Annotated in this window: 23 protein-coding genes; 14 read left to right on the top strand and 9 right to left on the bottom strand. The window is 69.2% G+C overall.

Annotation, left to right across the window (positions count from 1 at the left end; genetic code table 11):
• Window positions 1-111 precede the first annotated feature (111 nt).
• From ACWGID_RS02185 to ACWGID_RS02175, 3 genes are all read right to left on the bottom strand, one after another.
• Window positions 112-300, bottom strand: a complete 189-nt coding sequence (locus ACWGID_RS02185) for a hypothetical protein (RefSeq protein WP_452193580.1) — start codon at window positions 298-300, stop codon at window positions 112-114.
• A 92-nt stretch (window positions 301-392) separates the two neighbouring features.
• Entirely contained in the window at window positions 393-749 is a 357-nt protein-coding gene (locus ACWGID_RS02180) for an NADH-quinone oxidoreductase subunit A (RefSeq protein ID WP_387770854.1), read from the bottom strand.
• A 10-nt stretch (window positions 750-759) separates the two neighbouring features.
• Window positions 760-1,569 (bottom strand): hypothetical protein, encoded by an 810-nt coding sequence (locus ACWGID_RS02175; protein WP_452193578.1) that lies wholly within the window; start codon window positions 1,567-1,569, stop codon window positions 760-762.
• 279 nt (window positions 1,570-1,848) lie between these two features.
• Between ACWGID_RS02175 and ACWGID_RS02170 the strand changes: the two genes are divergently transcribed.
• Together ACWGID_RS02170 and ACWGID_RS02165 are read left to right on the top strand one after the other, a co-directional pair.
• Window positions 1,849-3,828 carry a 2-oxoacid:acceptor oxidoreductase subunit alpha gene (locus tag ACWGID_RS02170; protein WP_452193576.1) on the top strand — a complete coding sequence of 660 codons (1,980 nt, stop codon included), beginning with the start codon at window positions 1,849-1,851 and terminating at the stop codon, window positions 3,826-3,828.
• Entirely contained in the window at window positions 3,825-4,904 is a 1,080-nt protein-coding gene (locus ACWGID_RS02165) for a 2-oxoacid:ferredoxin oxidoreductase subunit beta (RefSeq protein ID WP_452193575.1), read from the top strand. The genes ACWGID_RS02170 and ACWGID_RS02165 overlap by 4 nt, the downstream gene beginning before the upstream one ends.
• Here the strand turns inward: ACWGID_RS02165 and ACWGID_RS02160 are convergent.
• Window positions 4,901-5,545, bottom strand: coding sequence for an HAD family hydrolase (locus tag ACWGID_RS02160; RefSeq protein ID WP_452193573.1), 645 nt, complete (start codon window positions 5,543-5,545; stop codon window positions 4,901-4,903). The two genes, ACWGID_RS02165 and ACWGID_RS02160, sit on opposite strands and share 4 nt — an antisense overlap.
• A gap of 126 nt (window positions 5,546-5,671) precedes the next feature.
• Window positions 5,672-6,823, bottom strand: a complete 1,152-nt coding sequence (locus ACWGID_RS02155) for a lactate 2-monooxygenase (RefSeq protein ID WP_452193572.1) — start codon at window positions 6,821-6,823, stop codon at window positions 5,672-5,674.
• A gap of 163 nt (window positions 6,824-6,986) precedes the next feature.
• On the opposite strand from ACWGID_RS02155, the gene ACWGID_RS02150 reads away from it, so the two are divergent.
• The 4 genes from ACWGID_RS02150 to ACWGID_RS02135 are packed head-to-tail and all read left to right on the top strand — an operon-like array spanning window position 6,987 to window position 10,747.
• Window positions 6,987-7,997 (top strand): hypothetical protein, encoded by a 1,011-nt coding sequence (locus ACWGID_RS02150; protein WP_452193570.1) that lies wholly within the window; start codon window positions 6,987-6,989, stop codon window positions 7,995-7,997.
• Window positions 7,987-9,183, top strand: a complete 1,197-nt coding sequence (locus ACWGID_RS02145) for an MFS transporter (protein ID WP_452193569.1) — start codon at window positions 7,987-7,989, stop codon at window positions 9,181-9,183. The genes ACWGID_RS02150 and ACWGID_RS02145 overlap by 11 nt, the downstream gene beginning before the upstream one ends.
• Window positions 9,184-9,218: 35 nt before the next feature.
• A complete protein-coding gene (locus tag ACWGID_RS02140) occupies window positions 9,219-10,466 on the top strand; it encodes a DUF445 domain-containing protein (RefSeq protein WP_452193567.1) in 1,248 nt (415 codons plus the stop codon).
• Window positions 10,463-10,747: a hypothetical protein gene (locus ACWGID_RS02135; RefSeq protein ID WP_452193565.1), complete on the top strand. Its 285-nt coding sequence runs from the start codon at window positions 10,463-10,465 to the stop codon at window positions 10,745-10,747. Before ACWGID_RS02140 ends, ACWGID_RS02135 begins: the two co-directional genes overlap by 4 nt.
• Window positions 10,748-10,756: 9 nt before the next feature.
• Here the strand turns inward: ACWGID_RS02135 and ACWGID_RS02130 are convergent, their stop codons facing one another.
• On the bottom strand, window positions 10,757-11,503 hold the full coding sequence (locus tag ACWGID_RS02130; RefSeq protein WP_452193564.1) for a D-Ala-D-Ala carboxypeptidase family metallohydrolase: 747 nt from the start codon (window positions 11,501-11,503) through the stop codon (window positions 10,757-10,759).
• A 176-nt stretch (window positions 11,504-11,679) separates the two neighbouring features.
• Between ACWGID_RS02130 and ACWGID_RS02125 the strand changes: the two genes are divergently transcribed.
• The 4 genes from ACWGID_RS02125 to ACWGID_RS02110 all read left to right on the top strand — a co-directional run bounded on the left by ACWGID_RS02125 (window position 11,680) and on the right by ACWGID_RS02110 (window position 16,262).
• Entirely contained in the window at window positions 11,680-12,330 is a 651-nt protein-coding gene (locus ACWGID_RS02125) for a hypothetical protein (protein WP_452193562.1), read from the top strand.
• Window positions 12,331-12,349: 19 nt separating this feature from the next.
• A complete protein-coding gene (locus ACWGID_RS02120) occupies window positions 12,350-14,200 on the top strand; it encodes an HAD family hydrolase (RefSeq protein WP_452193560.1) in 1,851 nt (616 codons plus the stop codon).
• Between the two features lie 137 nt (window positions 14,201-14,337).
• A complete protein-coding gene (locus ACWGID_RS02115) occupies window positions 14,338-14,838 on the top strand; it encodes a SigE family RNA polymerase sigma factor (RefSeq protein ID WP_452193559.1) in 501 nt (166 codons plus the stop codon).
• Complete coding sequence (locus tag ACWGID_RS02110; protein ID WP_452193557.1) at window positions 14,835-16,262, top strand: hypothetical protein; 1,428 nt, start codon at window positions 14,835-14,837, stop codon at window positions 16,260-16,262. Before ACWGID_RS02115 ends, ACWGID_RS02110 begins: the two co-directional genes overlap by 4 nt.
• Here the strand turns inward: ACWGID_RS02110 and ACWGID_RS02105 are convergent.
• Window positions 16,259-17,011, bottom strand: a complete 753-nt coding sequence (locus ACWGID_RS02105; RefSeq protein WP_452193556.1) for a sugar phosphate isomerase/epimerase family protein — start codon at window positions 17,009-17,011, stop codon at window positions 16,259-16,261. The genes ACWGID_RS02110 and ACWGID_RS02105 overlap by 4 nt on opposite strands.
• A gap of 81 nt (window positions 17,012-17,092) precedes the next feature.
• Window positions 17,093-17,632, bottom strand: coding sequence for a hypothetical protein (locus tag ACWGID_RS02100; RefSeq protein ID WP_452193554.1), 540 nt, complete (start codon window positions 17,630-17,632; stop codon window positions 17,093-17,095).
• A 117-nt stretch (window positions 17,633-17,749) separates the two neighbouring features.
• On the opposite strand from ACWGID_RS02100, the gene rarD reads away from it, so the two are divergent.
• From rarD to ACWGID_RS02080, 4 genes are all read left to right on the top strand, one after another.
• Window positions 17,750-18,667 (top strand): EamA family transporter RarD, encoded by a 918-nt coding sequence (rarD, locus tag ACWGID_RS02095; RefSeq protein ID WP_452193552.1) that lies wholly within the window; start codon window positions 17,750-17,752, stop codon window positions 18,665-18,667.
• Between the two features lie 67 nt (window positions 18,668-18,734).
• Entirely contained in the window at window positions 18,735-19,217 is a 483-nt protein-coding gene (locus tag ACWGID_RS02090) for an RrF2 family transcriptional regulator (protein WP_452193550.1), read from the top strand.
• A gap of 89 nt (window positions 19,218-19,306) precedes the next feature.
• Window positions 19,307-19,768: a cupin domain-containing protein gene (locus ACWGID_RS02085; RefSeq protein WP_452193548.1), complete on the top strand. Its 462-nt coding sequence runs from the start codon at window positions 19,307-19,309 to the stop codon at window positions 19,766-19,768.
• A 29-nt stretch (window positions 19,769-19,797) separates the two neighbouring features.
• Window positions 19,798-21,303, top strand: a complete 1,506-nt coding sequence (locus ACWGID_RS02080; RefSeq protein ID WP_452193546.1) for a phospholipase D-like domain-containing protein — start codon at window positions 19,798-19,800, stop codon at window positions 21,301-21,303.
• Window positions 21,304-21,320: 17 nt separating this feature from the next.
• Here ACWGID_RS02080 and ACWGID_RS02075 read toward each other — a convergent pair whose 3' ends face one another.
• Window positions 21,321-23,456: a protein kinase domain-containing protein gene (locus tag ACWGID_RS02075; protein WP_452193545.1), complete on the bottom strand. Its 2,136-nt coding sequence runs from the start codon at window positions 23,454-23,456 to the stop codon at window positions 21,321-21,323.
• Window positions 23,457-23,467 lie beyond the last annotated feature (11 nt).

Here is a 23,467-nt window from a genome sequence, read left to right as displayed (position 1 = left end):
CCCGATACTAAAACATGACGGCGGTCGCCCTCCCCCCCGAGTGCGCCAACCCCGCCAACGTGGCGTGTTCCTCCCCCCCCCGGTGGTAACGGCACCCCGATTGTCAGTCGCTCACATCGTGTCGCACGGCAGGCCCCAGCTGTCGTAGCCGCCGCCCGGCTTGTGCCGCCACAGCTGCGCACACACGTTCGTCCCCGCCGCCGCCGGCTCTGCCGCCACCAGGGCGCCACCCGCGAGCGCCCCCGTCGCGACCAGTGCTGCCCCGACCCGCCGGACCACCGTCGATCGTGCTGTCCCCATGGTTCCCTCCTGAGTGTGGACTGCGGGAGCGTCGAACCGCCCCCGTCGCCCACGACCGTAGGAAACCGGACTTTCAAAGGGCTTTCAGCGACTCAGGTCCAGCGGAGGACGCCCTTGCGGTAGGCGTAGAGGAGGCCTACCGCGACGAAGGCGAGGAAGACGAACATCTCGATCAGGGTCGCGAAGCCGAGCGTCGCGAAGATCGTGGCCCACGGGAAGAGGTAGATCGCGTCGACCGCGAAGATCACGTACAGGTACGCGAACAGGTAGTACCGGATGTGGACCTGCGCCCAGCCCTCGCCGACCGGGTCGACGCCGGACTCGTAGGTCTTGAGCTTGCCCTCGGTCGGATACGTGACCGTCAGCGCCTTGTTCAGCGCGAACGCGCCGATCAGCCCCACGAGGCCGAGCGCGACCACCGCGGCGACGACGCCATAGCTGTCCGACACGGGCAGCAGTCTAATTGGTGCAGAGCAGCAAAGAGTCGATCGAGACGTACGGGCCGTAGCCGGACTGGATGTCGGCGACCTGGAGCCGGAGCCGCGTCACGCCGGTGATGTCCTGGTTCAGCCAGGTCTCGGTCTCCTGCTTCATCCGGACCGACGTCAGCGCCGTCGTCCCGTTGTGCAGCGAGACCCGCACCGTGCCGTCCGTCAGGTTGCCCAGCCAGTTCCGCGAGTAGCGGCAGCCGGTCGAGTCGACGTCGCCCCAGACATACCCACCCTGGTTCGCCAGCAGGTCGGCCTCGGCCCGCCGCGGCCCTTCATTCGGCGGTACGACGGTGAACTGCGGCTGCCCCACGCCACCGCTCGCGAGCAGTCCCTTCTTGAAGATCCCGCGCCACACGTAGTGCTTGAAGCTGATCATCGGCGAGATCCCCGCGGTGTACGGCGCCTGCGCCGCGACCGCGATCCGGTACGTCCGGACCGACCCGGGCTGGACCGTGGTGATCGTCACGCTGCTGCCCGTCGAGTACCCGTGCGCGATCTCCTGCCAGCGCTTCTGCGACGGGATCCACTGGTGCAGCGGGATCCGGCTCCCGGCCGCGGGCGCCGGCGACAGCGTCCCGACCACCGTGATCACACCCTTGGTCGCGTCGGTCGTCCGGATGCTCGCGATCGTCGCGGTCCGGGTGGGAGTCGTCACCGACGCCGGCGCGGCGGCCGCCGTACTGCCGAGACTGAGGGCGCTGTTCGCCGGCGCCGCCGGGGCCGCGCACCCCACCATCGTCAACGTCAGCAGACCGACCAGTAAACGCACACGGCGCATGAAACAACTCCCTGAGGACCCCGAGTGTCACAGCTTGATGACGACACCCTGCCGGTTCTCCCTGCTGATCGCAAGCGAGCGCTTGCGCAGTGTGACACTGGGAGGTTTCGCCCTTACCGGAACAGATCGGCTTCTAACACCCCGTCCCAGGCTGTGGACCACCGGGGCTTCCGCATGGTTCCGTTCTAAGGGCGAACTAATATTGGGGTTATCACCCTGACGGGGGGATCGACCTGTTGCCCACGACGCGGCAGGGACGACCCAAGCTTCGACTTGGAGATGAACAGAACAGTGACCATCGAGGTCAAGCAGCTCGACCGCGTGGTGATCCGCTTCGCCGGCGACTCCGGCGACGGGATGCAACTCACGGGGGACAGGTTCACAGCGGAAACGGCATCGTTCGGCAACGACCTGTCGACGTTACCCAACTTCCCCGCAGAGATCCGGGCACCTGCCGGGACCCTGCCCGGGGTGTCGTCCTTCCAGCTCCACTTCGCCGATCACGACATCCTCACGCCGGGTGACGCGCCCGACGTGCTGATCGCGATGAACCCGGCGGCGCTGAAGGCGAACCTCAAGGACGTGCCGCGCGGCCGGACCCTGATCGTCGACACCGCCGACTTCACCGCGCGCAACCTGAAGCGGATCGGGTACGACGCGAACCCGCTGGAGACCGGCGAGCTGGACGCGTACCACGTCGTACCGCTGAACCTGACCGGCATGACGGTGGAGTCGGTCAAGGAGTTCGGACTCAGCCGCAAGGACGCGTCCCGGGCGAAGAACATGTACGCCCTCGGTCTGGTGTCCTGGCTGTTCCAGCGGCCGGTCGACTCGACGATCACGTTCCTGGAGACCAAGTTCGCGAGCAAGCCGGACATCCGGGACGCGAACATCGCGGCCTTCCGGGCGGGCTACAACTTCGGCGAGACCGCCGAGGAGTTCTCGGTCCGCTACGAGGTGAAGCCGGCCAGCATGGCCAGCGGTACGTACCGGAACATCTCGGGCAACCTCGCGCTGGCCTACGGCCTGGTCGCGGGCGCCCAGCGGGCCGGCCTGCCGCTGGTCCTCGGCGCGTACCCGATCACCCCGGCGTCCGACGTACTGCACGAGCTGTCCAAGCTCAAGCGGTTCAACGTCACCACGATCCAGGCCGAGGACGAGATCGCCGGTGTCGGCGCCGCGCTCGGTGCGTCGTTCGGCGGTGCGCTCGGGGTCACCACGTCGTCCGGCCCGGGCATCAGCCTGAAGTCCGAGACCATCGGCCTCGGCGTGATGCTCGAGCTGCCGCTGGTGGTCTGCGACATCCAGCGCGCCGGTCCGTCGACAGGTATGCCGACCAAGACCGAGCAGGCCGACCTGCTGCAGGTGATGTTCGGGCGCAACGGTGAGGCGCCGCTGCCGGTGCTCGCCGCCCAGTCCCCCGCGGACTGCTTCGCGATCGCGATCGAGGCGGCGCGGATCGCCATCACCTACCGCACGCCGGTGATCGTGCTGTCCGACGGCTACCTGGCGAACGGGTCCGAGCCGTGGCAGATCCCGGTCGTCGACGAACTGCCGACGATCGAGCCGAACTTCACCGTCGAGCCGAACGCGACCGACGACAACGGCGCCGCGAAGTACCTCCCGTACCTGCGTGACCCGGAGACCCTCGCCCGCGCCTGGGCGATCCCCGGTACGGCGGGCCTGGACCACCGGATCGGTGGCCTGGAGAAGGAGGACAAAACCGGCAACATCTCCTACGACCCGGCCAACCACGACCTGATGATCCGCACCCGCCAGGCCAAGGTGGACGCGGTCGCCCGGTCGATCCCGCCGGTCGAGGTCGACGACCCGGACGGTACGGCGAAGGTGCTGGTGCTCGGGTGGGGCTCGACGTACGGCCCGATCGGGGCCGGTGTCCGCCGGGTCCGCAAGGTCGGCGGCAAGGTCGCGCAGGCGCACCTGCGGCACCTGAACCCGTTCCCGTCGAACCTCGGGGACGTGCTTCGCAGCTACGACAAGGTCCTGGTCCCCGAGATGAACCTGGGCCAGCTGGCGATGCTGCTGCGCTCGAAGTACCTGGTCGACGTCGTCTCCTACGCGCAGGTCCGCGGGATGCCGCTGGGCGCCGCGGAGCTCGCCGAGGTGATCGGCAACCTGGTCGAGGAGACAGCCGGCATCGACGACGACGCCCGCCACCTCGGGACGGCCGCGGCCGCCCTGAAGCACGGCGAGGCACTGGCCGACCAGAACGGCCACCTGAAGGAGGGAGCACGATGAGCACCGTGGAGCTCGGCATGCCGAGCCTGCCCAACGGTCTGCAGGGCGTCCCGGCCGCGACCGAGCCGCAGAACCGCAAGGAGTACGTGTCGGACCAGGAGGTCCGCTGGTGCCCCGGCTGCGGTGACTACGCGGTACTCGCGGCCTTCCAGGGGTTCCTGCCCGACCTGGGGATCAAGCGCGAGAACGTGGCGATCGTCTCCGGCATCGGCTGCTCGTCCCGCTTCCCGTACTACCTGTCGACGTACGGCATGCACTCGATCCACGGCCGCGCGCCGGCGATCGCGACCGGTCTGGCGACCGCGCGGCCGGACCTGAGCGTCTGGGTGATCACCGGTGACGGCGACGCGCTGTCGATCGGCGGCAACCACCTGATCCACACGCTGCGGCGGAACGTGAACCTGAAGATCCTGCTGTTCAACAACCGGATCTACGGCCTCACCAAGGGTCAGTACTCGCCGACGTCGGAGCCGGGCAAGGTGACGAAGTCGACGCCGATGGGCTCGGTGGACAACCCGTTCAACCCGGTCTCGCTGGCGCTCGGCGCGGAGGCGACGTTCGTGGCCCGGACGGTCGACTCCGACCGCAAGCACCTGACCTCGGTACTGCGGGCCGCGGCCGAACACCGCGGTACGGCGTTCGTGGAGATCTACCAGAACTGCCCGATCTTCAACGACAACGCGTTCGAGGCGTTCAAGGACCCGGAGACCCGGGACGACGCGATCATCCCGCTCGTCCACGGCGAGCCGATCCGTTTCGGCACGGACGGCCGCCTCGGCGTCGTCCGGGACGGTTTCGCGTCGCTCGCCGTGCGCGAGATCGCGGACCTGCCGGGTGGCGAGGCGGACCTCGTGGTCCACGACGCCCACACCGAGGACCCGGCGTACGCGTTCGCGCTCTCCCGGCTCACCGACGGCGGCGTCCTGCACCGGGCTCCGGTCGGCGTCTTCCGGTCGGTCGAGCGCCCGGCGTATGACGACCTGGTGCGCCAGCAGATCACCACGGCGCAAGAGGCCCAGGGCACCGGCGACCTGCAGTCCCTGGTCACCGGCGCCGACACCTGGACGATCGACTAGAGCAGGTCCAAAAGGGTTTGGCCGGCCGCGCGGTCGAGATGACGCGCGGTCAGGCCGGCTGCTTGGGCTGCGATGACGTCCAGTTCGAGGTTGTCGCCGATCATCAGGGTCTCGGCCGGCTGGGCTCCGAGCGCTTCGCAGGTGCGCAGGTAGACCGACGGGTCCGGCTTGCTCGCGCCCAACTCCTCCGAGCAGCACACGGCGTCGACGAGATCGGCCAGTCCGATCGCCTGGAGCTTCAGGTTCTGCTGCCTGGTGCTGCCGTTGGTGAGGATTCCGATCCGCCAGCCGTTGCCCTTCGCAACTTCGAGCGCCGGCCGGGCGTCCGGGTAGGCGATCCAGTTGTTCAGGTAGTTCTTCAGATAGCCCTCGAAGATCTCGTCCAGCTCGGCGTCGGTCTCCGGAACCTCGCGCCCGAGTAGCGGGAGGAACGCCTGGAGCCGGCACCTGCGCTGCCCCTGGTGCGTGAGCTCCCCCGCCAGGAACCGGCCGAAGCAGTCCTCCTCGATCACAAACCACTCGGCGACCAACGCCTCCGTCGGCAGGACCCCGAGGTCCGTGAGCCAACTCCGGAGCCCGAGCTCCGCGGCGCCGCTGTGGTCGAACAACGTGTTGTCGAGGTCGAAAACAATGGCCTTCATGGGCGCCATCCTCTCCCGGCGTACCGAACAACGGGTAGTGGTCTGTCCATTGCCACCGCGGACAGCCGCAGTCCGCCTGCCGACGCAGCTGGCATGCCCACCACTACCCGTGCTTCGGTACAGCGATCAGCTCCGCACCACCGAGTCGCGATTGAGTTCGCGGTGGTTGGCGTACCCCGACAGCGCCAGCGTCAGGTCGAGTTCGGCGAGAAAGCAGCGCAGTACGTGCTCGACACCTGCCTGGCCGGCGAGTGCGAGGCCGTAGAGCAGCGGGCGGCCGAGCAGGACCGCCTTCGCGCCGAGCGACAGCGCCTTGGCTGCGTCGGATCCCGTGCGTACGCCGGAGTCGAACAGGACCGTCAGCTGTTCACCGACCGCGTCGGAGATCGCCGGGAGCGCGTCCAGCGCGGCGACGGCACCGTCGACCTGACGGCCGCCGTGGTTCGAGACCACGAGGCCGTCCACGCCGTGCTCGGCGGCGAGCTTGGCGTCCTCGACGTGTGTGATGCCCTTGAGCACGATCGGGCCGTCCCAGTTGTCGCGCAGGAACGAGAGGTCGTCCCACGACAGGCCGACGTTCGGGAACATCTGCGCCCAGTGCATGACCGCGGCGCCCGGGTCCTCGGCGATCGGCTTCGCGAGCTTCGCCTGGAACGCCGGGTCGCTGAAGTAGTTCGCGAGCCCTTCGCCCTTCAGGAACGGGAGGAACCCGCGGTCCAGGTCGGCCGGTCGCCAGCCGATCGTTCCCGTGTCGAGGGTGACGACGAGGACGGCGTACCCGGCGGCTTTGGCGCGCTGCAGGAAGCTCAGGCAGACGTCCTTGTCGGTCGGGTAGTACAGCTGGAACCACTTGCTGGTGGCCTCGATCTGCTCGATCGCGTGGCTCGCCTGGGTCGAGTGCGTGTAGGTCAGGCCGAGGGTGCTCGCGGCGCGGGCGGTGGCCAACTCGCCGTCCGGGTGCGCGAGGGTCTGGACACCGATCGGTGCGACCAGGACCGGGGCGGGCATCGCCGTACCGAGGATGGTGCAGGACAGGTCCCGGTCGGTGCTGCCACGCAGCATCCGCGGCACGAGGCGCCAGCGGTCGAACGCCGCCTGGTTGGCGCGCGCGGTCGCGCCGCCGCCGGCGCTCGGCACGATGTACCCCATCGCCTCGACCGGCAGCTTGCCGGCCGCCTGCGACTCCAGCCGCGCCAGGTCGGTGGTGATCTCCGGTGTCGTCCCCTGCAGCATGCCCTGCAGGTAGATCTGCAACTGGTAGTCCCCGAAGTTGGCCATGCCGGATGCTAACGGCAAGCCATGACATCCGTCAGCGTGCGGGCCCGACGTCCGTCAGCGTGCGGGCCCGACGTCCGTCAGCGTGCGGGCCCGACGTCCGTCAGCGCGGGAACCGGACGGATCGCATCCGTACGAGCGTCCGTTCGCGGCCAGAGTGATGGGCATGACGAACACGAACGTGGCGACCGCCCCCACGCAGTACGGCGTGCGGCGGAGCCTGCCCGCCCTCGGCCTGTTCTTCCTGTCCCCACTGGTCGGCGAGTTCCTGCTCGGGAACATCCCGATCAACGCGCTCTTCGCGCTCCTGACCCTGGCCCCGCTGTACGGCGGTGGCGCGGTCCTGATCCGCGAGATCGTCCGCCGGCAGGGCTGGGGCTACCCCAGCGTGCTGATCCTCGCCCTCGCGTACGGCGTGATCGAGGAAGGCATCACCACCCAGTCCCTGTTCAACCCGAACTACGCGCACCTGCGACTGCTCGATCCCGGCCACCTCTCGGCCCTCGGCATGGGCGCCCCGTGGACCCTGCTCGTCCTCAGCCTGCACACGGTCTGGAGCATCACCGTCCCGATCGTGCTGATGGAGTCGCTGTCCCGCCGCCCCCGCGAACCCTGGCTCGGCAAGATCGGCCTCAGTGTGTACGGCGCACTCTTCGTCGTCGGCGTCATCGCGACGACCGCGTTCGGCTACGGGCAGGACCCGTTCCGCGCGTCCGCCGGCCAGAACATCGGCGTCGGGGTCGCGATCGTCGTCCTTGTGGCGCTGGCCGTCCGGGTCGGCCGGAAATCTCTGCGGACGGCCGGAAACGCGCCGGCTGGAAATGTTCCGTCGGCGTGGATCGTCGGTGTGACCGCGCTGGTGCTGAGCTCGGCCTGGATGGTCGTCAACGACCAGATCAAGAACGGCTGGCTCGACGCCGTCGTCATGCTGGCACTCCAGATCCTCGCGGTCCTCGTCTTCGTGACCTGGTCCCGGCGGACCGGCTGGACCCGGCTGCACTCACTCGCGGCCGCGGGTGGCGCGCTGCTCACCTACGCGTGGCACGCCTTCCCGGAATCACCGGTCTTCGACACCTCCCGGACCGTCGATCTGATCGGGAACGCGGTGTTCGCCCTCGTCGCGGTGGCCGTCCTGATCTCTGCGACAATCAGGTGTGAAAAGTTCGGTGACTCCTGACACGACCGTGAGCGCGCGGCACGTCAACCTGGCGTTGTTCGCACTGGCGACCGGTGGTTTCGCGATCGGGACGACCGAGTTCGTCACGATGGGGCTGCTGCCGCAGATCGCGGACGGCGTCCGGATCTCGATCCCGACGGCCGGTCACGTCATCTCGGCGTACGCGCTGGGTGTCGTGGTCGGCGCTCCGGTGATCGCGGCGCTCGGCGCGCGGACCGGACGGAAACGGTTGCTGCTCGGGCTGATGGCCGTGTTCGTGGTCGGAAACGTGCTGTCGGCGATGGCCTCCAGTTACGAGTTCCTGATGGCCGCGCGGTTTCTGTCCGGCGTGCCGCACGGCGCGTTCTTCGGGATCGGCGCGGTCGTCGGTGCCTCGATGGTGCCGACCGGCCGGCGGGCGTGGGCGGTGTCGATGACGATGGTCGGGCTGCCGGTCGCGAACATCATCGGCGTACCGCTGACGACGCTGCTCGGGCAACGGCTCGGATGGCAGATCCCGTTCCTCGCGGTCGCCGTCCTCGGCCTGCTCACGCTGGTCGCGGTCTGGTTCTGGGTGCCGCCGCAGCCAGTCGGCAACGACGTGAACGTCCGGAGCGAGCTGAGCGCGCTGGCCCGGCCGCAGGTGTGGATGGCCCTGCTGGTCGGGATGGTCGGCTTCGGCGGCATGTTCGCGACCTACTCCTACATCACCCCGACGATGACTGAACTGGCCGGTTTCTCGGAATCCGCCGTCACGATCGTGCTCGCCGTGTACGGCGTGGGCATGACGGTCGGAACCGTTCTCGGCGGCCGGCTCGCCGACCGTGCATTGATGGGAAGCGTGTACGGCGGACTCGTCGCGGTGGCCGTCGTCCTCGGGACGTTCGGCTGGCTCGCGCAGACGCGGACCGGCGCGCTGATCGCGGTGTTCGCGATGGGCTGCTCCGCGAGCATCCTCGTACCGGCGCTGCAGACCCGCCTGATGGACGTCGCGCACGAGGGCCAGTCGCTGGCCGCGTCGCTGAACCACTCCACACTCAACATCGCCAACGCGCTCGGAGCCTGGCTCGGCGGCGTCGTCCTGGCCGCGGGGTACGGCTACGAGTGGCCGAGCCGCCTCGGCGCCGGGCTCGCCGTGGCCGGTCTGGTCCTGGCGGCGATTTCCGGTCTGATGGAACGCCGGGGGTCGACTCAGGTGCTTGCCTGAGGGTGTGATCACCGCCGACTTGGTTAGATCGGGGTATGGCGACCTTGACGTTGGGCGCGGCCGATCTGGTACGGCGGCGTGGGCTGCGGCGGATGCGGTCGGTGGCACTGGGCCTCCTGGTGCTCGCCGCCGTGATCTACGTGGCGACGCTGCACCGGGAGGGCGGCTGGGCGTACCTGAACGCGGCGGCCGAGGCAGCAATGGTGGGTGCGCTGGCGGACTGGTTCGCGGTCACCGCGCTGTTCCGGCACCCGCTCGGACTGCCGATTCCGCACACCGCGATCGTTCCGACCCGGAAAGACAGTCTGGCGGAAAGTCTCGAGCAGTTCGTCACCGAGAATTTCCTGTCCGAGGACGTGGTCGCGGAGAAGATGCACACCGCGCAGGTCAGCCGCCGGGTCGGTGAGTGGCTTGCCGACGGCAACCATGCCGAGCGGATCGTCGCGGAGGGCGCGCGCACCGTCGGGGCGGCGTTGCCGCGGCTCGGCGACGAGGACGTGGCGGCGTTCGTGCGCGGGTCGTTGCTGCCGCGGTTCGTGAAGGAACCGTTGAGCCCGATCGCCGGACACTTCGTCCAGTCGGTGGTCGAGGACGGCGCCCATCACGCGTTGTTCGACCTGCTGATGGTGGAGGCGTACGACTGGCTGGCGAACAACCGCGAACTGCTCGCGGACGTGGTCGGACCGCGGGCGCCGCGCTGGTCACCGCAGTGGGTGGACCGGTTGGTGATCGACCGGATCCACCGCGAGGCGCTGACCTGGCTGGGCGAGGTACGGGACAACCAGTCGCACCCGGCGCGGAAAGCGGTTGACCGGCTGCTGGCGCAGCTCGCGGACGATCTGCAGCACGACCCGGAAACGATGGAACGGTTCGAGGCGTGGAAGGCGCGGATGCTCACGCATCCGGACATGGGCAACAGCCTGACCGCGGTCTGGGACGCGATGCGGACGGCGCTCATCGACTCGATCAACGACCCGACCAGCACGCTGCGGGTCCGCGGCATCAAGTTCCTGCACGATCTCGGCCACCGTCTCCAGGACGACGAGGCGCTGCGCGACAAGGTCGACGCCCGCGCCGCCGAGGCCGTCGGGTACGTCGTGCGCACGTACGGAACCGAGATCGTTTCCGTCATTTCCGACACGATCGAACGCTGGGACGGCCACGAGGCCGCTGCCCGGATCGAGCTGCACGTCGGCCGCGACCTCCAGTTCATCCGCATCAACGGCACCGTCGTCGGCGCCCTCGTCGGTCTCGCGATCCACACCTTGAGCCAGCTCCTGTGACTCCGACGTACATCCGGAAACGGAAACGCCCGGCAGGCTGCGGCCTGTGGCCGTCGTACCTGATGGACACGGATGCCTTCGGCACCTGGTTCTACACACCCGCGCACTCGCTCGTCACCGAGGACGAGCGTGCGGCGGCTGTGGACGCGGCGGAAATGTTGGAACACGCGTTCCGGACCGGGGCCGAGCCGTTCGGCCGCGCCGGGTGGGAGCAGTTGGCCGCGGCGGTAGCGCTTGGGCTACCGCCGCTGACCGACTTCGCGGATCGTCCGCTGGGCTAAGACCTTGGGCTAGACGCCGCAGTTCGGGGCGCTCCACGTGTTGGAGGTGCGGATGTCCACGTGGGTGTGGTCGTTGTGGTCCGGGTACCCGGGCCCGAAGATGCCGCCGAAGCCGTGGTTGCGGGCTTCCTTGGCCATCGTGCAGAACGAGTGCACGCCGGTGAGGTCGGCCGAGCGGCCGTAGAGGTGCTCGCTGTTGCTGGCGCCACCGACCGCGCGGTTACACGGAATGCTGCGGAAACCGCTGGAAATACTGAGCGGCTGGTCACCGAGCGCGTGGCGCAGCGCCTCCAGCTGCCACATCGTCTGCAGCGCGTTCGCCTTGGTCGCGGCCGCTGACAACGGACCACCGTCGTACCCGGAACCGCCGCAGCCGTCGTCCAACTCGGCGTACGTGAAGTGGATCGGGGTGCAGTCGTCGTCCTGCAGGGCGTAGATCTTGCTGAACGTGGCCTGCCCGGCGATCCCGTCCGCCGCCAGTCCGTACGCCGACTGGAACCGCTGCACCGCGGCCTTGGTCGCCGGCCCGAACGCGCCGTCGGTCGCGAGATGAGCGCCGTACCCGGGGTACCCGGCGACGCGGATCTGGAGTTGCCGGACGTCCTCGCCGCTCGCGCCCTGGCTGAGCGTGCGGCCCCACGTGTAGCAACCGTCCGCATGCGCCACCGTCGTGGCGACGACCTGCGAAGCGGTCAGGGTTGCGGAGAACAACAGCAGTACGGCGAGCAGCCGCGGAAACGGTCGAGTGATGGACATCGGAACAACCTCCGGGGCGGTGAAGGGAACCTGTCCCGGCCCAGCATTCCGGGATATTCCGCCGCTTGGCCAGTACTCGGCGAAACTTTCCGACAACCCGCTGTTCATCTTCACGATCCCGCGGACCTGCATGATGTTGATCGGAACTGCCACCGACCACGGCTGCGGGGATGACGATGAAGGGCTTCGCGCGCCCGAACATGCTGGACGCGTTCGTGCGGGTCTGCACGCTGGCCGAGGGCCAGCACGGACTCGTGGCCATCGCCCAACTCCGCGGGGAGGTGACCGAGCAGATCCTCGCGCAGTGGGAGGAAGCCGACGTCGTCGAGCCGGTCATCGACGGCGTGATCCGGGTCCGCGCCGGCGCGAGCCACCCGCACCCGGCCCTCTACGCGACCTGGCTGCTCGCCGAACCCACGCCCGCGTGGGAACGGTCCCTGACCACCCTGGTGGTCTCCCACCAGTCCGCAGCCCTGCTGTACGGCGCCGGCACGGCGGCCCCCACCGGGATCGAGTTCTCCGGCCGGGCCCGGAACACCCTGCCCAGCGGGGTCACGGTGCATCCGCGCTCGGTCCCCGAAGCGGAGTGCAACGTCGTCGAGGGCATGCCGGTCACCGGTCCGGCGCGGACGCTGGCCGACCTCGCCGACGGCCAGGGCTTCGACCTGTCCGACCTCGGCCGGCTGGCCCGGTCGTTCATCGGCCAGGGCTGGGCGACCGACGAGAGCCTCGGCGCCGAGCTCACCGAGCAGTTCGCCGACCGCGATCCCGCACACGACGGGCCCGCCTGGCTCGAAGCCGCCCTCGACGCCGCCGCCAAGGGCTGACGGCATGAGGGCTGACGGCATGAGGGCTGACCGCATGAGCGGGTACGTCGGGCACCTCGACATCAGACTGTTCCGCGGTGCGTTCCGCCGGTGGCGTCACCTCACGGCCGAACTCGCGCGGATCAGCACGCCACGGTTTCCGGCCGACCGCGGCAGACGGCAGGTGGCCGCCGGTGACCTCCTCTGCCAGCTGAACCAGGGCGGCGACGCCTGGGAGCCAACAGGTTCGTTCCCGCTCCCTGGGTACGCCGAGGAATGGGCCGGTGCCGGCGAGTCCACGGGCGAGATCGACGCCGTGTACGAGCTGGCGCGCACGGCCAACGATCTCGACGTCTACAACAGCGCGTTCGGGCACCTGCCCGACGACGAGTACGTGGCCCGGGTGCGCGACGCCGTACTCGCGGTCGCTCCCGCCGGGCGCGACCCGCTCGACGGTGGCGTGGGACTCGGCGGGCTGGTGCGGTACACGACCCGCTCGGTCGAGGTCGCGGGCAGCGGGCATCTTGTCTTCACCATCGACGTCCAACCGGTCGACGACAGCCGGGGGCCACTCGGCATCCGGCCCGACGGCGACCGGTTCTCGATCGAGCTCGACGTGAAGATGCCGACGATGATCCAGCGAACCAGCGAGTCCCAGCGGGCCCGGCGATCGGTCGTCGGCGCCAAGCTCGCGGGCCTGCGGCCGATCACGCCGTTGCAGCGGCCGGTCGAGGACCTGACGGCCGACAAGATGGCGGCCCTCGCCTGCAAGCCGGGCGTCGGCGACGGGATCGCCGCGCCGCGCTTCAAGGACATCGCGGATCTGTACTACATCGCGCGGACCTGCCCCATGGACGGCGACAAGCTGCGCAAGGCGCTCGCCGAGAACTGGCACTGGCCCGAGGCGGGCCGCAGCGGACCGCCGTACCCCTATCGGTTCTACGGGCAGGCGCCGGCGCGGGACGACGAGACCGAGATCCTCTGGGACCAAGGCTTCGCGCAGTTGCGGGAGCGGATCACGCAGCTCCAGGACTATCCGGAGTTCGCGGAGATGACGGCCACGATCAACACCTTCCTGGACGGTGCGGCCGATCGGTCGAACGGGGTGTGGGACCCGAGCCGTGGCCAGTGGGCGCCGTCGGTGCGCAGCGAGGTCGAGTCGGCGATCGGGCACGCGCTGGCACCGGCGAACCGCGAGGCCGACACCGCGCACGAGCCGATCGTGCCGATGCAGAAGCACCTGTTCGTGTTCGACGTCGATCAGACGATCAGCAAGCACGACACGCTGCACACGTTGGCCGAGCGGGCGGGGCGGCTGGCCGAGGTCGACGCGGCCCGGGATCCCGATTACGAGACGTCGATCCGGGCCAAGGTCGCCGCGCTCCGCGGGGTCGACGCGTCGCTGGTGCGCGAGGTCGCGGACTCGATCCAGCTCAACGAGGGTGTCGAGGAACTGATCCACGGCCTGAAGGCGGCCGGCCACGAGGTGGCGATCGCCAGTGGTGGTTTCGACGCGATCGTCGGACCGCTCGCGGAACGCCTCGGTGTCGAGCGGTACGCCGCGGGCACGCTCGGGATCGATCACGAACGCGGCGTACTGACCGGTGAAGTGAGCGGGCTCGTCGACGGGCCGGGCAAGGCGACCGCCATCCGCCGGTGGAACGAGGAGCTCGGGATCCCGCGCGAACGGACCATCGCGATCGGGGACGGCAGCAACGACGTGGACATGTTCAAGGCCGTCGGATTCGCGGCGGGCTTCCAGCCGGGCGCCGCGGCCGCAGCCGCGTCCCACACGCACATCCAGGACATGGGCCAGCTCAACCGCGTCGTCAACCTACCGCCACCCGACCGCCTCACCGGCCGCCGCAGCACCTCCGAACGCGCCACCTGACCCGCCACCTGCATCGGCCGCTGCCGTCAGCCGACACGCTCCGATCGCGGGGCGAGGCAACCATTCGCGGGACCCAGCCGGTCCTGCAGGATGTGAGCATCGACGACGGTGTGTTGACAGTGCGAGAGGTGGCGGCCGTGGCGACCGTGGACAGCTTCGACGCGTTCGTCGCCGCACGCTCCCCCGCCCTGCTCCGGACCGCGTACCTGCTGACCCGGGACCACGCGCTCGCCGAGGACCTGGTGCAGACCGCGCTGGCGAAGGCGTGGTTCCACTGGTCGCGGATCCGCGAGGACAACCCCGAGCCGTACGTCCGGCGGATCCTCGTCACGACGTACTCGTCCTGGTGGCGACGGAAGTGGAACCACGAGATCCCGACCGAGGACCTGCCCGAGGGGCCCGCCCCGGACGGCGCGGACCGCCTCGACCTGTGGGACGCGATCGGCCGGCTCCCCCGCCGGCAACGCTCGGTCGTCGTACTGCGCTTCTACGAGGACCTCAGCGAGTCCGAAACCGCTCGGTTGATGGGCAGCAGCGTCGGCACCGTGAAGAGCCAGACCGCCAAGGCCCTCGCGAAGCTCCGCGTCGACCCGTCCCTGACCCCGAGTACTCCGGCAGACCTGGAGACCCCGCGATGAACCTCCAAGACCTGCGCGACGAACTCAGCACCCGCGCCACCGATCAGCGCCCAGTCGACGTACTCCCGGGTGTCCAGCAGCGGATCCGCCGCACCAAGCAGCGCCGTACCGCTGGGGCTCTCGGCGTGGTCGCCGTACTCGCCGCCGTCGCCGTCGGCCTCGTGCCGACACTGCGCTCGACGCAGACGGCCCCCGCTGACGACTCGCCGCAGGACTACACCCGCGACGGCCTCACGGTTCCCGGTACGGTCGGCAGCGACAAGTTGCTCAAGGCATGGATCGGCGACCGCGGCCAGGACAGCGCCGCGTTCTCCTGGACACCGACCACGAACTCGCTCACCGTGCACGCCAACTGCACGACGGACGGCGGCGAGTACGCCATCCGCTTCAAGATCAACGGCTGGTACGTCGGTGACGCGAGCTGCCTCAGCGGGCCCGACTCCTGGACGTTTGGGAGCAGCGTGTCGCTTCTTCCGGACTCGCCCTTCTGGCTGACCTCCCCGGTCGGGAAACCGGCTCAGGTGTCCGCCGACCTGATCGATCTGGCGACGCGCAAGGTGGTCACGCCGCACGCCCGGATCGCGTTCGGCCTCTACTCCACGCCGGCCATGGCGCCCGCGGCCAACGGCGCACCGACCCGCTGGCCGGTGGGCGGACCGGAGGACTACACCAAGGACGGCGTCGTCTACCGGCACCAAATCGGCGGCGACACGCTGGCCGCCGCGACGGTCGCCGACCCCGGCCGGAACGAGGTCCGCTTCAGCTTCACCTCCACCGGCCGCCCACTCGTCCTGCATGACTTCTGTACGGCGAACGCGGGCTCCGACGGCCAGGACCAGCCGTACTCCGTGTCGATCCGCGTCGGCCCGGGGGCACCGCACCAGTCCACGTGCGAGGCGAACTCGACCGATGCAGGTGCCGGCAGCAGCCTGACGGTCGCCACTCCAGTGCCGGCCGGGCAGCAGGTCGACGTGGTCGCGCAGGTCGTGCAGGCCAAACCGAACGGACCCGCCGTCCCGCCCGATGTCCGACTAGGTCTCGGGGTCTACTTCCAGGGCGCTCAGCGGACAGTCGACGGCGTACAACTGCCGGAGCGGATCGAGCGCGGCGGGTACGACTACCGCCTCACGGACGTCCGAACGGCGGCCGGCCCGACCAAGCGACTGACCATGAACACCCCCGCCGGCACCCCGTACGTCGTCGCGTACAGCAGCTCGCCGCTCGGTGACTCCGGCGAGCTCATCGGCACCCTGCAGGTCGGCAGAACCGAGAGCGCGAGCGGCTCCGGATCTGACAGCGGCGGGAGCTTGGGGACCAGCTACGAAACACACGCCGCCGGCCCGGCCGACCACGCCACTCTGATCGTCACGACGGGAGAACCGACCAAGGGCCGGCTGATCCTGGCTGTTTACCTACCTGCTTAGACCCAGCTGTGCAGGTCGGCGGCGTCCTTGGTGAACTGTTCGGGTGAGTCGTCCGCGACGAACTCGAGCAGGGCGTTGATGTCGCGCGGCTCGGCGGCGAGGCGGTCGAGGACCGGGCGCCACAGCGACTCCCGGGCCGCGAGCGGCAGCCGGTTGTTCGACGGCCACCAGGAGAACACGTGCACCGTGCTCAGCCAGGGCATCAGTGACTCCAGTTGCTGCAGGCACTGCGCGTCGTCGAGGTCCACCGGCGGCTGCCAGTACGTCGTGAGGTTCGGCGCGCCCACGTCAAGCAGCAGAGTGATCGTCGAGTCGACCTCATCGGTGAGCGTGTTGCGGTGGAACTCCATCGCGATCTCGATCCCCGCACCGGCTGCCATGTCGGCCAGTTCGCTGAGCCCGCGGGTCACGGCCATCCGGTCGCCGACGCCCGCTTCCGCCGTACCGACGTTGCCGGCCCAGACGCGGATCCGGGGCGCACCGAGCGCCTGGGCGGTGGCGACCGCGGACCGCATCTCCTCGCGGTCGACGTTGCCGGCCCGCAGGTACGAGCCGTACGCCGCGACCTGGAGCCCGTGCACCTCGGTCAGGTTCCGGACGCGCTTCGCGTTCACCAGGTTGCCGAGCGGGACGTGGATGTCACCGCCCCACTCGATCGCCGAGAGCCCGGACTTCGCCGCTACCTCCACCACCTGGTCGACCGGCAACTGGCGGAACGTCACCGAGACCAGACCGGTCCTCACACCCACGCGGGCCTCCTCGTCTGCACCCCTCTATCCAACCGCATCGCACCAGCCACTCCACACCGGCGAGACATCGTGGGACAGCACTCAGCCAATGGCCGGTCCGCGCCGCGCCGGAGACGTCGACCCGGAGGCCGCAGCGACCACCGGTGCGGACGCCGGGCCAGCGGCCGCCGCGGGCGCCTGGGACGGGCCCCCCGGGCTCTTCCGCACCTGGGCCTCGGCCGCGACAGTCGCCGCATGCGCGATGTAGAACTCGGCCCGCCGTTTCAGCTCCGGGGCGTACCTGTTCATCGCGTCGTCTGAGGCGACGATCTCGGCAGCCATCCTGCGCGCCGCCGAGGTTTCGCCAGCCGGTCGGGCCTGGTCCTGTGCGTCCTGCTCCCGATAGGTGTTGTCCAGGTAGTCGACGAACCGGTCCGCAGCAGGCCCCTCAGGATGGTCGGACGCCAGCGCGGCCACATCTACGCGTGCCTGCCCCACCGCGTCCTTGATCGCCTTCTGCATCCGTTGGCCGGCAAGCGCCCGGTCCTCGGGCGTGAGACCGGCCGATCCGGCCGTCTCCCGGCTGATCTGCGCGACCAGGGTGTCGAGCAACTCGCGGCGGGACGCCGACGACTCCACCATCCAGCACCTCCTACAGGTTGCCGGACAGCGTAGCGACGGAGGAGGGCGCGGCAGGGTGTCTCACGTCATGAGCAAACCGTTTGGATGCGACTGTCGCGCAGGCTTACGCTGGCTGCCGTGCCAGAACAGCGAAAAGGATTCACCTACGGATTCGCCGCGTACCTGATCTGGGGTCTTTTCCCGCTGTACTGGAAGCTTCTCGACCACTCCGGCGCGATTGAGCTGCTGGCCCACCGAGTGCTCTGGTCACTCGTCACGATCGTGATCCTGGTCGCCGTACTGCGGAAGTTCGGGCGAGTGAAGGCGCTGCTCGCGGAGCCGCGGCGGCGCTGGCCGTTGATCGCGGCGGCGTTCCTGATCTCGGCGAACTGGGGCACCTACATCTGGGCCGTCGGTCACGGGCATGTCGTGGAGACCTCGCTCGGGTACTTCATCACGCCGCTGTTCACCGTCCTGCTCGGCGTGTTCGTCCTGAAGGAGCGCCTGCGCCCGGTCCAGTGGACCGCGTTGGCGATCGCGTTCGTCGCGGTCATCGGCCTGGCGATCGAGAACGGGAAGCCGCCGTGGGTCGCGATCATCCTGACGTTCTCGTTCGGGTTCTACGGGCTCACCAAGAAGCAGGCCGGCGCCGGCGCAATCGAGGGTATGGCGATCGAGTCCGGCACCGTCGCACCGCTGGCGCTCGCGGCGATCGTCATCCTCGGGATGCAGGGCGACGCCACGGTCACGCACCACGGCACGGCGTACCTCGTGCTGGTGCTGCTCACCGGTCCGATCACCGCCGTACCGCTGCTGCTGTTCGGGGCGGCGGCGACGCGGGTGTCGCTGACGACGCTCGGGCTGCTGAACTACATCGCGCCGATCATGCAGTTCATCTGTGGTCTGGTGATCTTCCACGAGCAGATGACGCCGATGCGCTGGGCGGGCTTCGGGCTGGTGTGGGTCGCGCTGGCGCTGTTCACCTTCGACGGCATGCACAACCGGCGCCGGACGATCGCCCTCGAGCGCGCCGCGGTCACCGCTTCGGCCGTCTGAGTCCACCTCGGCAGCGCACCACGATTCCTCTTGACGGCAGCTATTCAGGACATCTAGTATCCAGGTTATGAAGATGAACGAGGGGGTCGAGTGGGCACTGCACAGCTGCGTGAATCTCAGCTGGATGCCCGGTGCGGCGGTCACCGCCAAGCGCCTCGCCGCCTTCTACGACCTGCCGACGGCGTACCTGAACAAGCAGCTCCAGGCGCTCACCCGGGCCGGCATCCTCACGTCGGTCTCCGGGCCGAAGGGTGGCTTCCAGCTCGCTCGCGATCCGCGCAACATCTCGCTGCTGGACATCGTGGTCGCGATCGACGGGCCGGATGAGGCGTTCCGCTGCACGGAGATCCTCAAGGCCGGCCCCGGCGCTGACCAGAAGGCCGACTACACGAAGGCCTGCTTGATCTCCCAGGCGATGCGTACGGCGGAACTCGCGTACCGCCGCGAACTCGCCGGCCAGAGCATCGCGGACATCGCCGGACGGGTCCTGCGCCAGACACCGAAGGCGCCGGAAAACACCCGGAACCATTTCGCGAACCTGAAGACCTGACCGCCACCACCGTTTCCGAAACCGTTTTCCGACACCGTTTCCTGCGGTGTTGATTCTGGACATTGAACGTCCAAGACAAGGAGTTTCCGATGACTGTTCTGATCCGGGCCGCCGAGGCCGAGGTGCTGTCCGCGAGTGGCGTGACGTTGCTGGCCGACGTACCCGAGACCGGTGGGCACCTGACCAGCCACCGCTCGGTCTTCCAGGCCGGCAAGGAAGGTGCTCCCCCGCACCAGCACCGCGAGTCCGCCGAGCTGTTCTTCGTCCTCAAGGGCTCACTGCGCGTGCTCGTCAGCGAGGAGCTCGTCACCCTGCACCAGGGCGATTTCCTCCTCGTCCCGCCGAACACGCCGCACGCCTTCGAGGCAGCCGGTGACGAGCCCGCCGAGGTGCTCTTCGTCCTCACCCAGGCCAAGCCGCGCTTCGGTTACTACCGCCTGCTCGAAGGCGCGTACCGCGGCGAGACCGACTGGTCCGAGGTCGCCGCGACCAGCGATCTCTACGACAACCACTACGTCGAGAGCGAGGTCTGGCAGACGCGCGACTCATGACCTGACCGTTTTCTGGGCATCATGGACAGATGCAGCACGATTGGTTCCTCGGCCCGGGCGAAAGGGGCAACCCTTCGACCGGCATCGACTCCGACGGGCCCTGGTCCGAAGGAAACCTGGTCCGGCCGCTGGTGCACGGTGCGACGTACTTCCAGCGTTTGTACGACGAACTGTGCACCCTGCGGCCCGGAGATCGGGTCTACTTCACCGACTGGCGCGGTGACCCGGACGAGAAGCTGCGCGACGACGGCCCGGCGATCGGCGACGTACTGTGCGATCTCGCCCGGGCCGGCGTCGAGGTCCGGGCGCTGCTGTGGCGCTCGCACTCCGATTTTCTGAACTTCAACGCGAAGCAGAACCGGCATTTCGGCACCGAGCTGAACGAGGCCGGCGGCGAGGTCCTGCTGGATCAGCGGGTCCGTTTTATTGCGTCGCATCATCAGAAGCTGTTCGTGATCAGGCATCGCGACGACCCGGCCGCCGACGTCGCCTTCGCCGGCGGTATTGACCTGTGTCACGGCCGGCGCGACGACGTACGGCACCAGGGCGATCCGCAGACCGCGCCGATGGATTCGCGGTACGGGCCGCGGGCACCGTGGCACGACGTGATGCTCGAACTCCGTGGACCGGTCGTGGGCGACCTGCTGCGGACGTTCGTCGAACGCTGGGACGATCCGCATCCGCTGGACCGGCGGACGCCGTACCGGATGGTCCGGCAACGGCTGGCCCGGATGCCGCGGCACCCCGAGAAACTGCCGGAGGCGATGCCCGACCCACCACCCGCCGGGCCGCACGCGGTCCAGGTGTTGCGGACGTACGCCGCGAAGCACCCGGGGTTCCCGTTCGCGCCGCAGGGCGAACGCAGCGTGGCCCGCGGCTATCTGAAGGCGTTCGCGCGGGCGCAGTCGCTGATCTACGTGGAGGACCAGTACCTGTGGTCGGCCGCGGTGGTCAGGAGCCTGCGTGCGGCATTGGTCCGCTCACCCGAGCTGCGGATCGTCGCCGTCGTACCGCGGTACCCCGATCAGGACGGCCGACTCAGCGGACCGCCGGCTCGCTACGCCCAGCTCGAGGCTCTACGACTGCTGGACACGGACCGGGTGACCGTCTGCAACCTGGAGAACGAGGCCGGCGTACCGATCTACGTACACGCGAAGATCTGCATCGTCGACGACGCCTGGATGACCTGCGGATCCGACAACTTCAACCGCCGGTCCTGGACGAACGACAGCGAACTGACCTGCGCGATCGACTCCCCCGACCTGGCCCGGTCGTTGCGGGCCGAGCTCTGGTCGGAGCACCTCGGCCGTCCCGATCCCGACCTCGACGACATCGCCCAGTGGCGTACGACGGCCGCGGTCCTGGACGACTGGCACGCCAATGGTTGCCATGGGCCACGACCATCCGGCCGGATCCGTGCCCACCACCCGCAGCCCCTCACCCGGCTGGAGTCCCTCTGGGCAGGCCGACTGGCCAAGCACCTCTACGACCCCGACGCCCGCTCCCGCACAGCCCGCCGTCAGAACACCTTCTGATGGATCGACTCAGGACACTAGCGGTGCGGCTGCACGTTCTCGAGCTTGCTGGTCAGCTCATCGGCCACAGACTCGATGTCGCTGGTGGAGGGAGCGCCGCGAGACTCCGACTGGTCGAGCGCGACCTCCAGGACGATGTTCTCGATCCGGACGTACACGGATCGGCCGAGCGTGTCCTCGCTGTCGATCGAGCCGTCGTACGGCCGGCTGAAGGACTCGTCGCCGAGTGAGAGCTCGGCGACGGTCTTGCCGAGCTCAGCCGCCGTCTCCCGGCTTTGCTGCAGGGTGCGCTTCGCGGAGCTCACGTCCTCGTACTTCGTGAGCTCGACTTCGAGCTCCGCGGAGTCGTCGTCGCCGACCCGTTTCCAGTCGCAGTCGACCCAGCTGTCGGAGGCGTCGTTGTCCGCTTCCGGCGAGCCGCCTGTCAGTTCCCTGACCTGGTCCTCGGAGAGGGTGTCCCAGCCGCAGATGTCCGGCAGGGTGGTGAAGTCGTTCATCCGCGCGACGTAGCCGATGCCGAACACGATGGCGACGACGACCGGGATCACGAAGAGAACCGAGGTCAGGACACCTGGCGGTCGCGCGTCCTCCGCCGACCGCGCAGAACGGATGGCGGAGATCGTCAGCAGGGCAGCTACGACGACGATCGCGCCACCGGCGGTGAGGATGACTTGGACGTAGTTGAGGTCGTGGAGGCGGATGCGGTGGTCGTAGACGCCCCAGAAGAAGATGACCGCCAGCAGAGCGCCGAACAGGAAACCGGCGAAACCGATCAGCCGGAAGGTCATGGTCACACGTTTGAGCAGCTCCGGCGGGACCACCCGACCGCGCGCTGCTCGCGAGAGCCGCTGGCAGATCGCGAAGGTCAACAGCGCGAGGCCGACCAGGACGATCGTCGAGATCGGGAGTCGAGGATTCACCACCAGACCGGCCCCGGCGATCGCCTCGCCCGTCACCACTGCTGCTCCCGAGAGCGCGGCGGGCAGGCCGATCCATCGCACGAGTCGCGGAGCCAACCGTGCACCGAGCGCGGCGCCGGCAGCACAGACCACTGCCAGTGCGGCGAGGATCCAGAGCGGCATCCCGTAAATGACGGAGTTCCCCAGGAGCGCCAGGACCCCCCCGAGCGCGGCATTCGACGCGAACAGCAGCACGCCGAGCGCACGCAGTACCCGCCCGCCCCCAGCCGATCCGTCCGCGTTCTCATGGGCAGCAGCGCCCGGAGTCCCCGGGCCGGGTCCGCCGGCGGGCGGCATCAGCTTTGTGCCGTTGCGGAGCTTCTCGGTCTGGCGGTTGTGATCGGCAACGACGGTGGGGTTCTCGAAGGTGGGGTAGCCGCCGGCGACGGCGAGGAGTTGCTCGCGGGCGGTCCTCGCGTCGAGGCGGTGGGCCGGGTCGCGGTGCATCAAGCCGGCGATGATCGGGGCGAGCGGGCCGGCCAGGCGCACCGGGTCGGGGTCGCGGGTGAGGACCGCACCGATCATCGCGGGAAGGTCGTCGAAGTCGTACGCGTGCCGTCCTTCGACAGCGAAGTACAGCGTCGCGCCGAGGGCCCAGAGGTCAGCGGGTGCGCCGGGTTCGGCGCCGGACAGTCGCTCGGGGGCGACGTACCCGAGGGTGCCGGTCACGATGCCGGTACCGGTCAGGGTGCGCGTGGCGCCGGCGACCGAGGCGATCCCGAAGTCGGTCAGCATCCAGCGCTCGTCACCACCGAGCATCACGTTCTGCGGTTTCACGTCCCGATGGAGTACGCCGTTCGCGTGCGCCGCGGCCAGTCCCTCGAGCAACCGCACCCCGAGCTCCGCCGTACGGCGCGGGCTGAGCGGACCGTTCGCGCGCACGGCCTGGTCGAGCGTTCGGCCGGGCAGCAGCCGCATCACGATCCACGGCCGCTCGCCGTCGTCCACCACATCGTGGATCGTCACGATCGCCGGATGATCCAGGCCGGCCGCGGCCCGCGCCTCACGCAGCGCCCGCGACCGCAGCTTCGCGCGCTCGTCCGGGATCAGCCCGTCCGGGATCCGCAGCTCCTTCACGGCGACCTCACGCTGCAGGACCGTGTCGAACGCCTTCCAGACCGTCCCCATCCCGCCGACGGCGAGCGGTTGATCTCCCAGGACATACCTGCCGTTGGCGAGTGTGCGGTCGGTCACCAGAGGACCCT

It is taken from the genome of Kribbella sp. NPDC054772 (assembly GCF_053611945.1).
The sequence above is the reverse complement of the archived record's forward strand: the minus strand, read 5'-3'. Positions and strand labels throughout refer to the sequence as shown.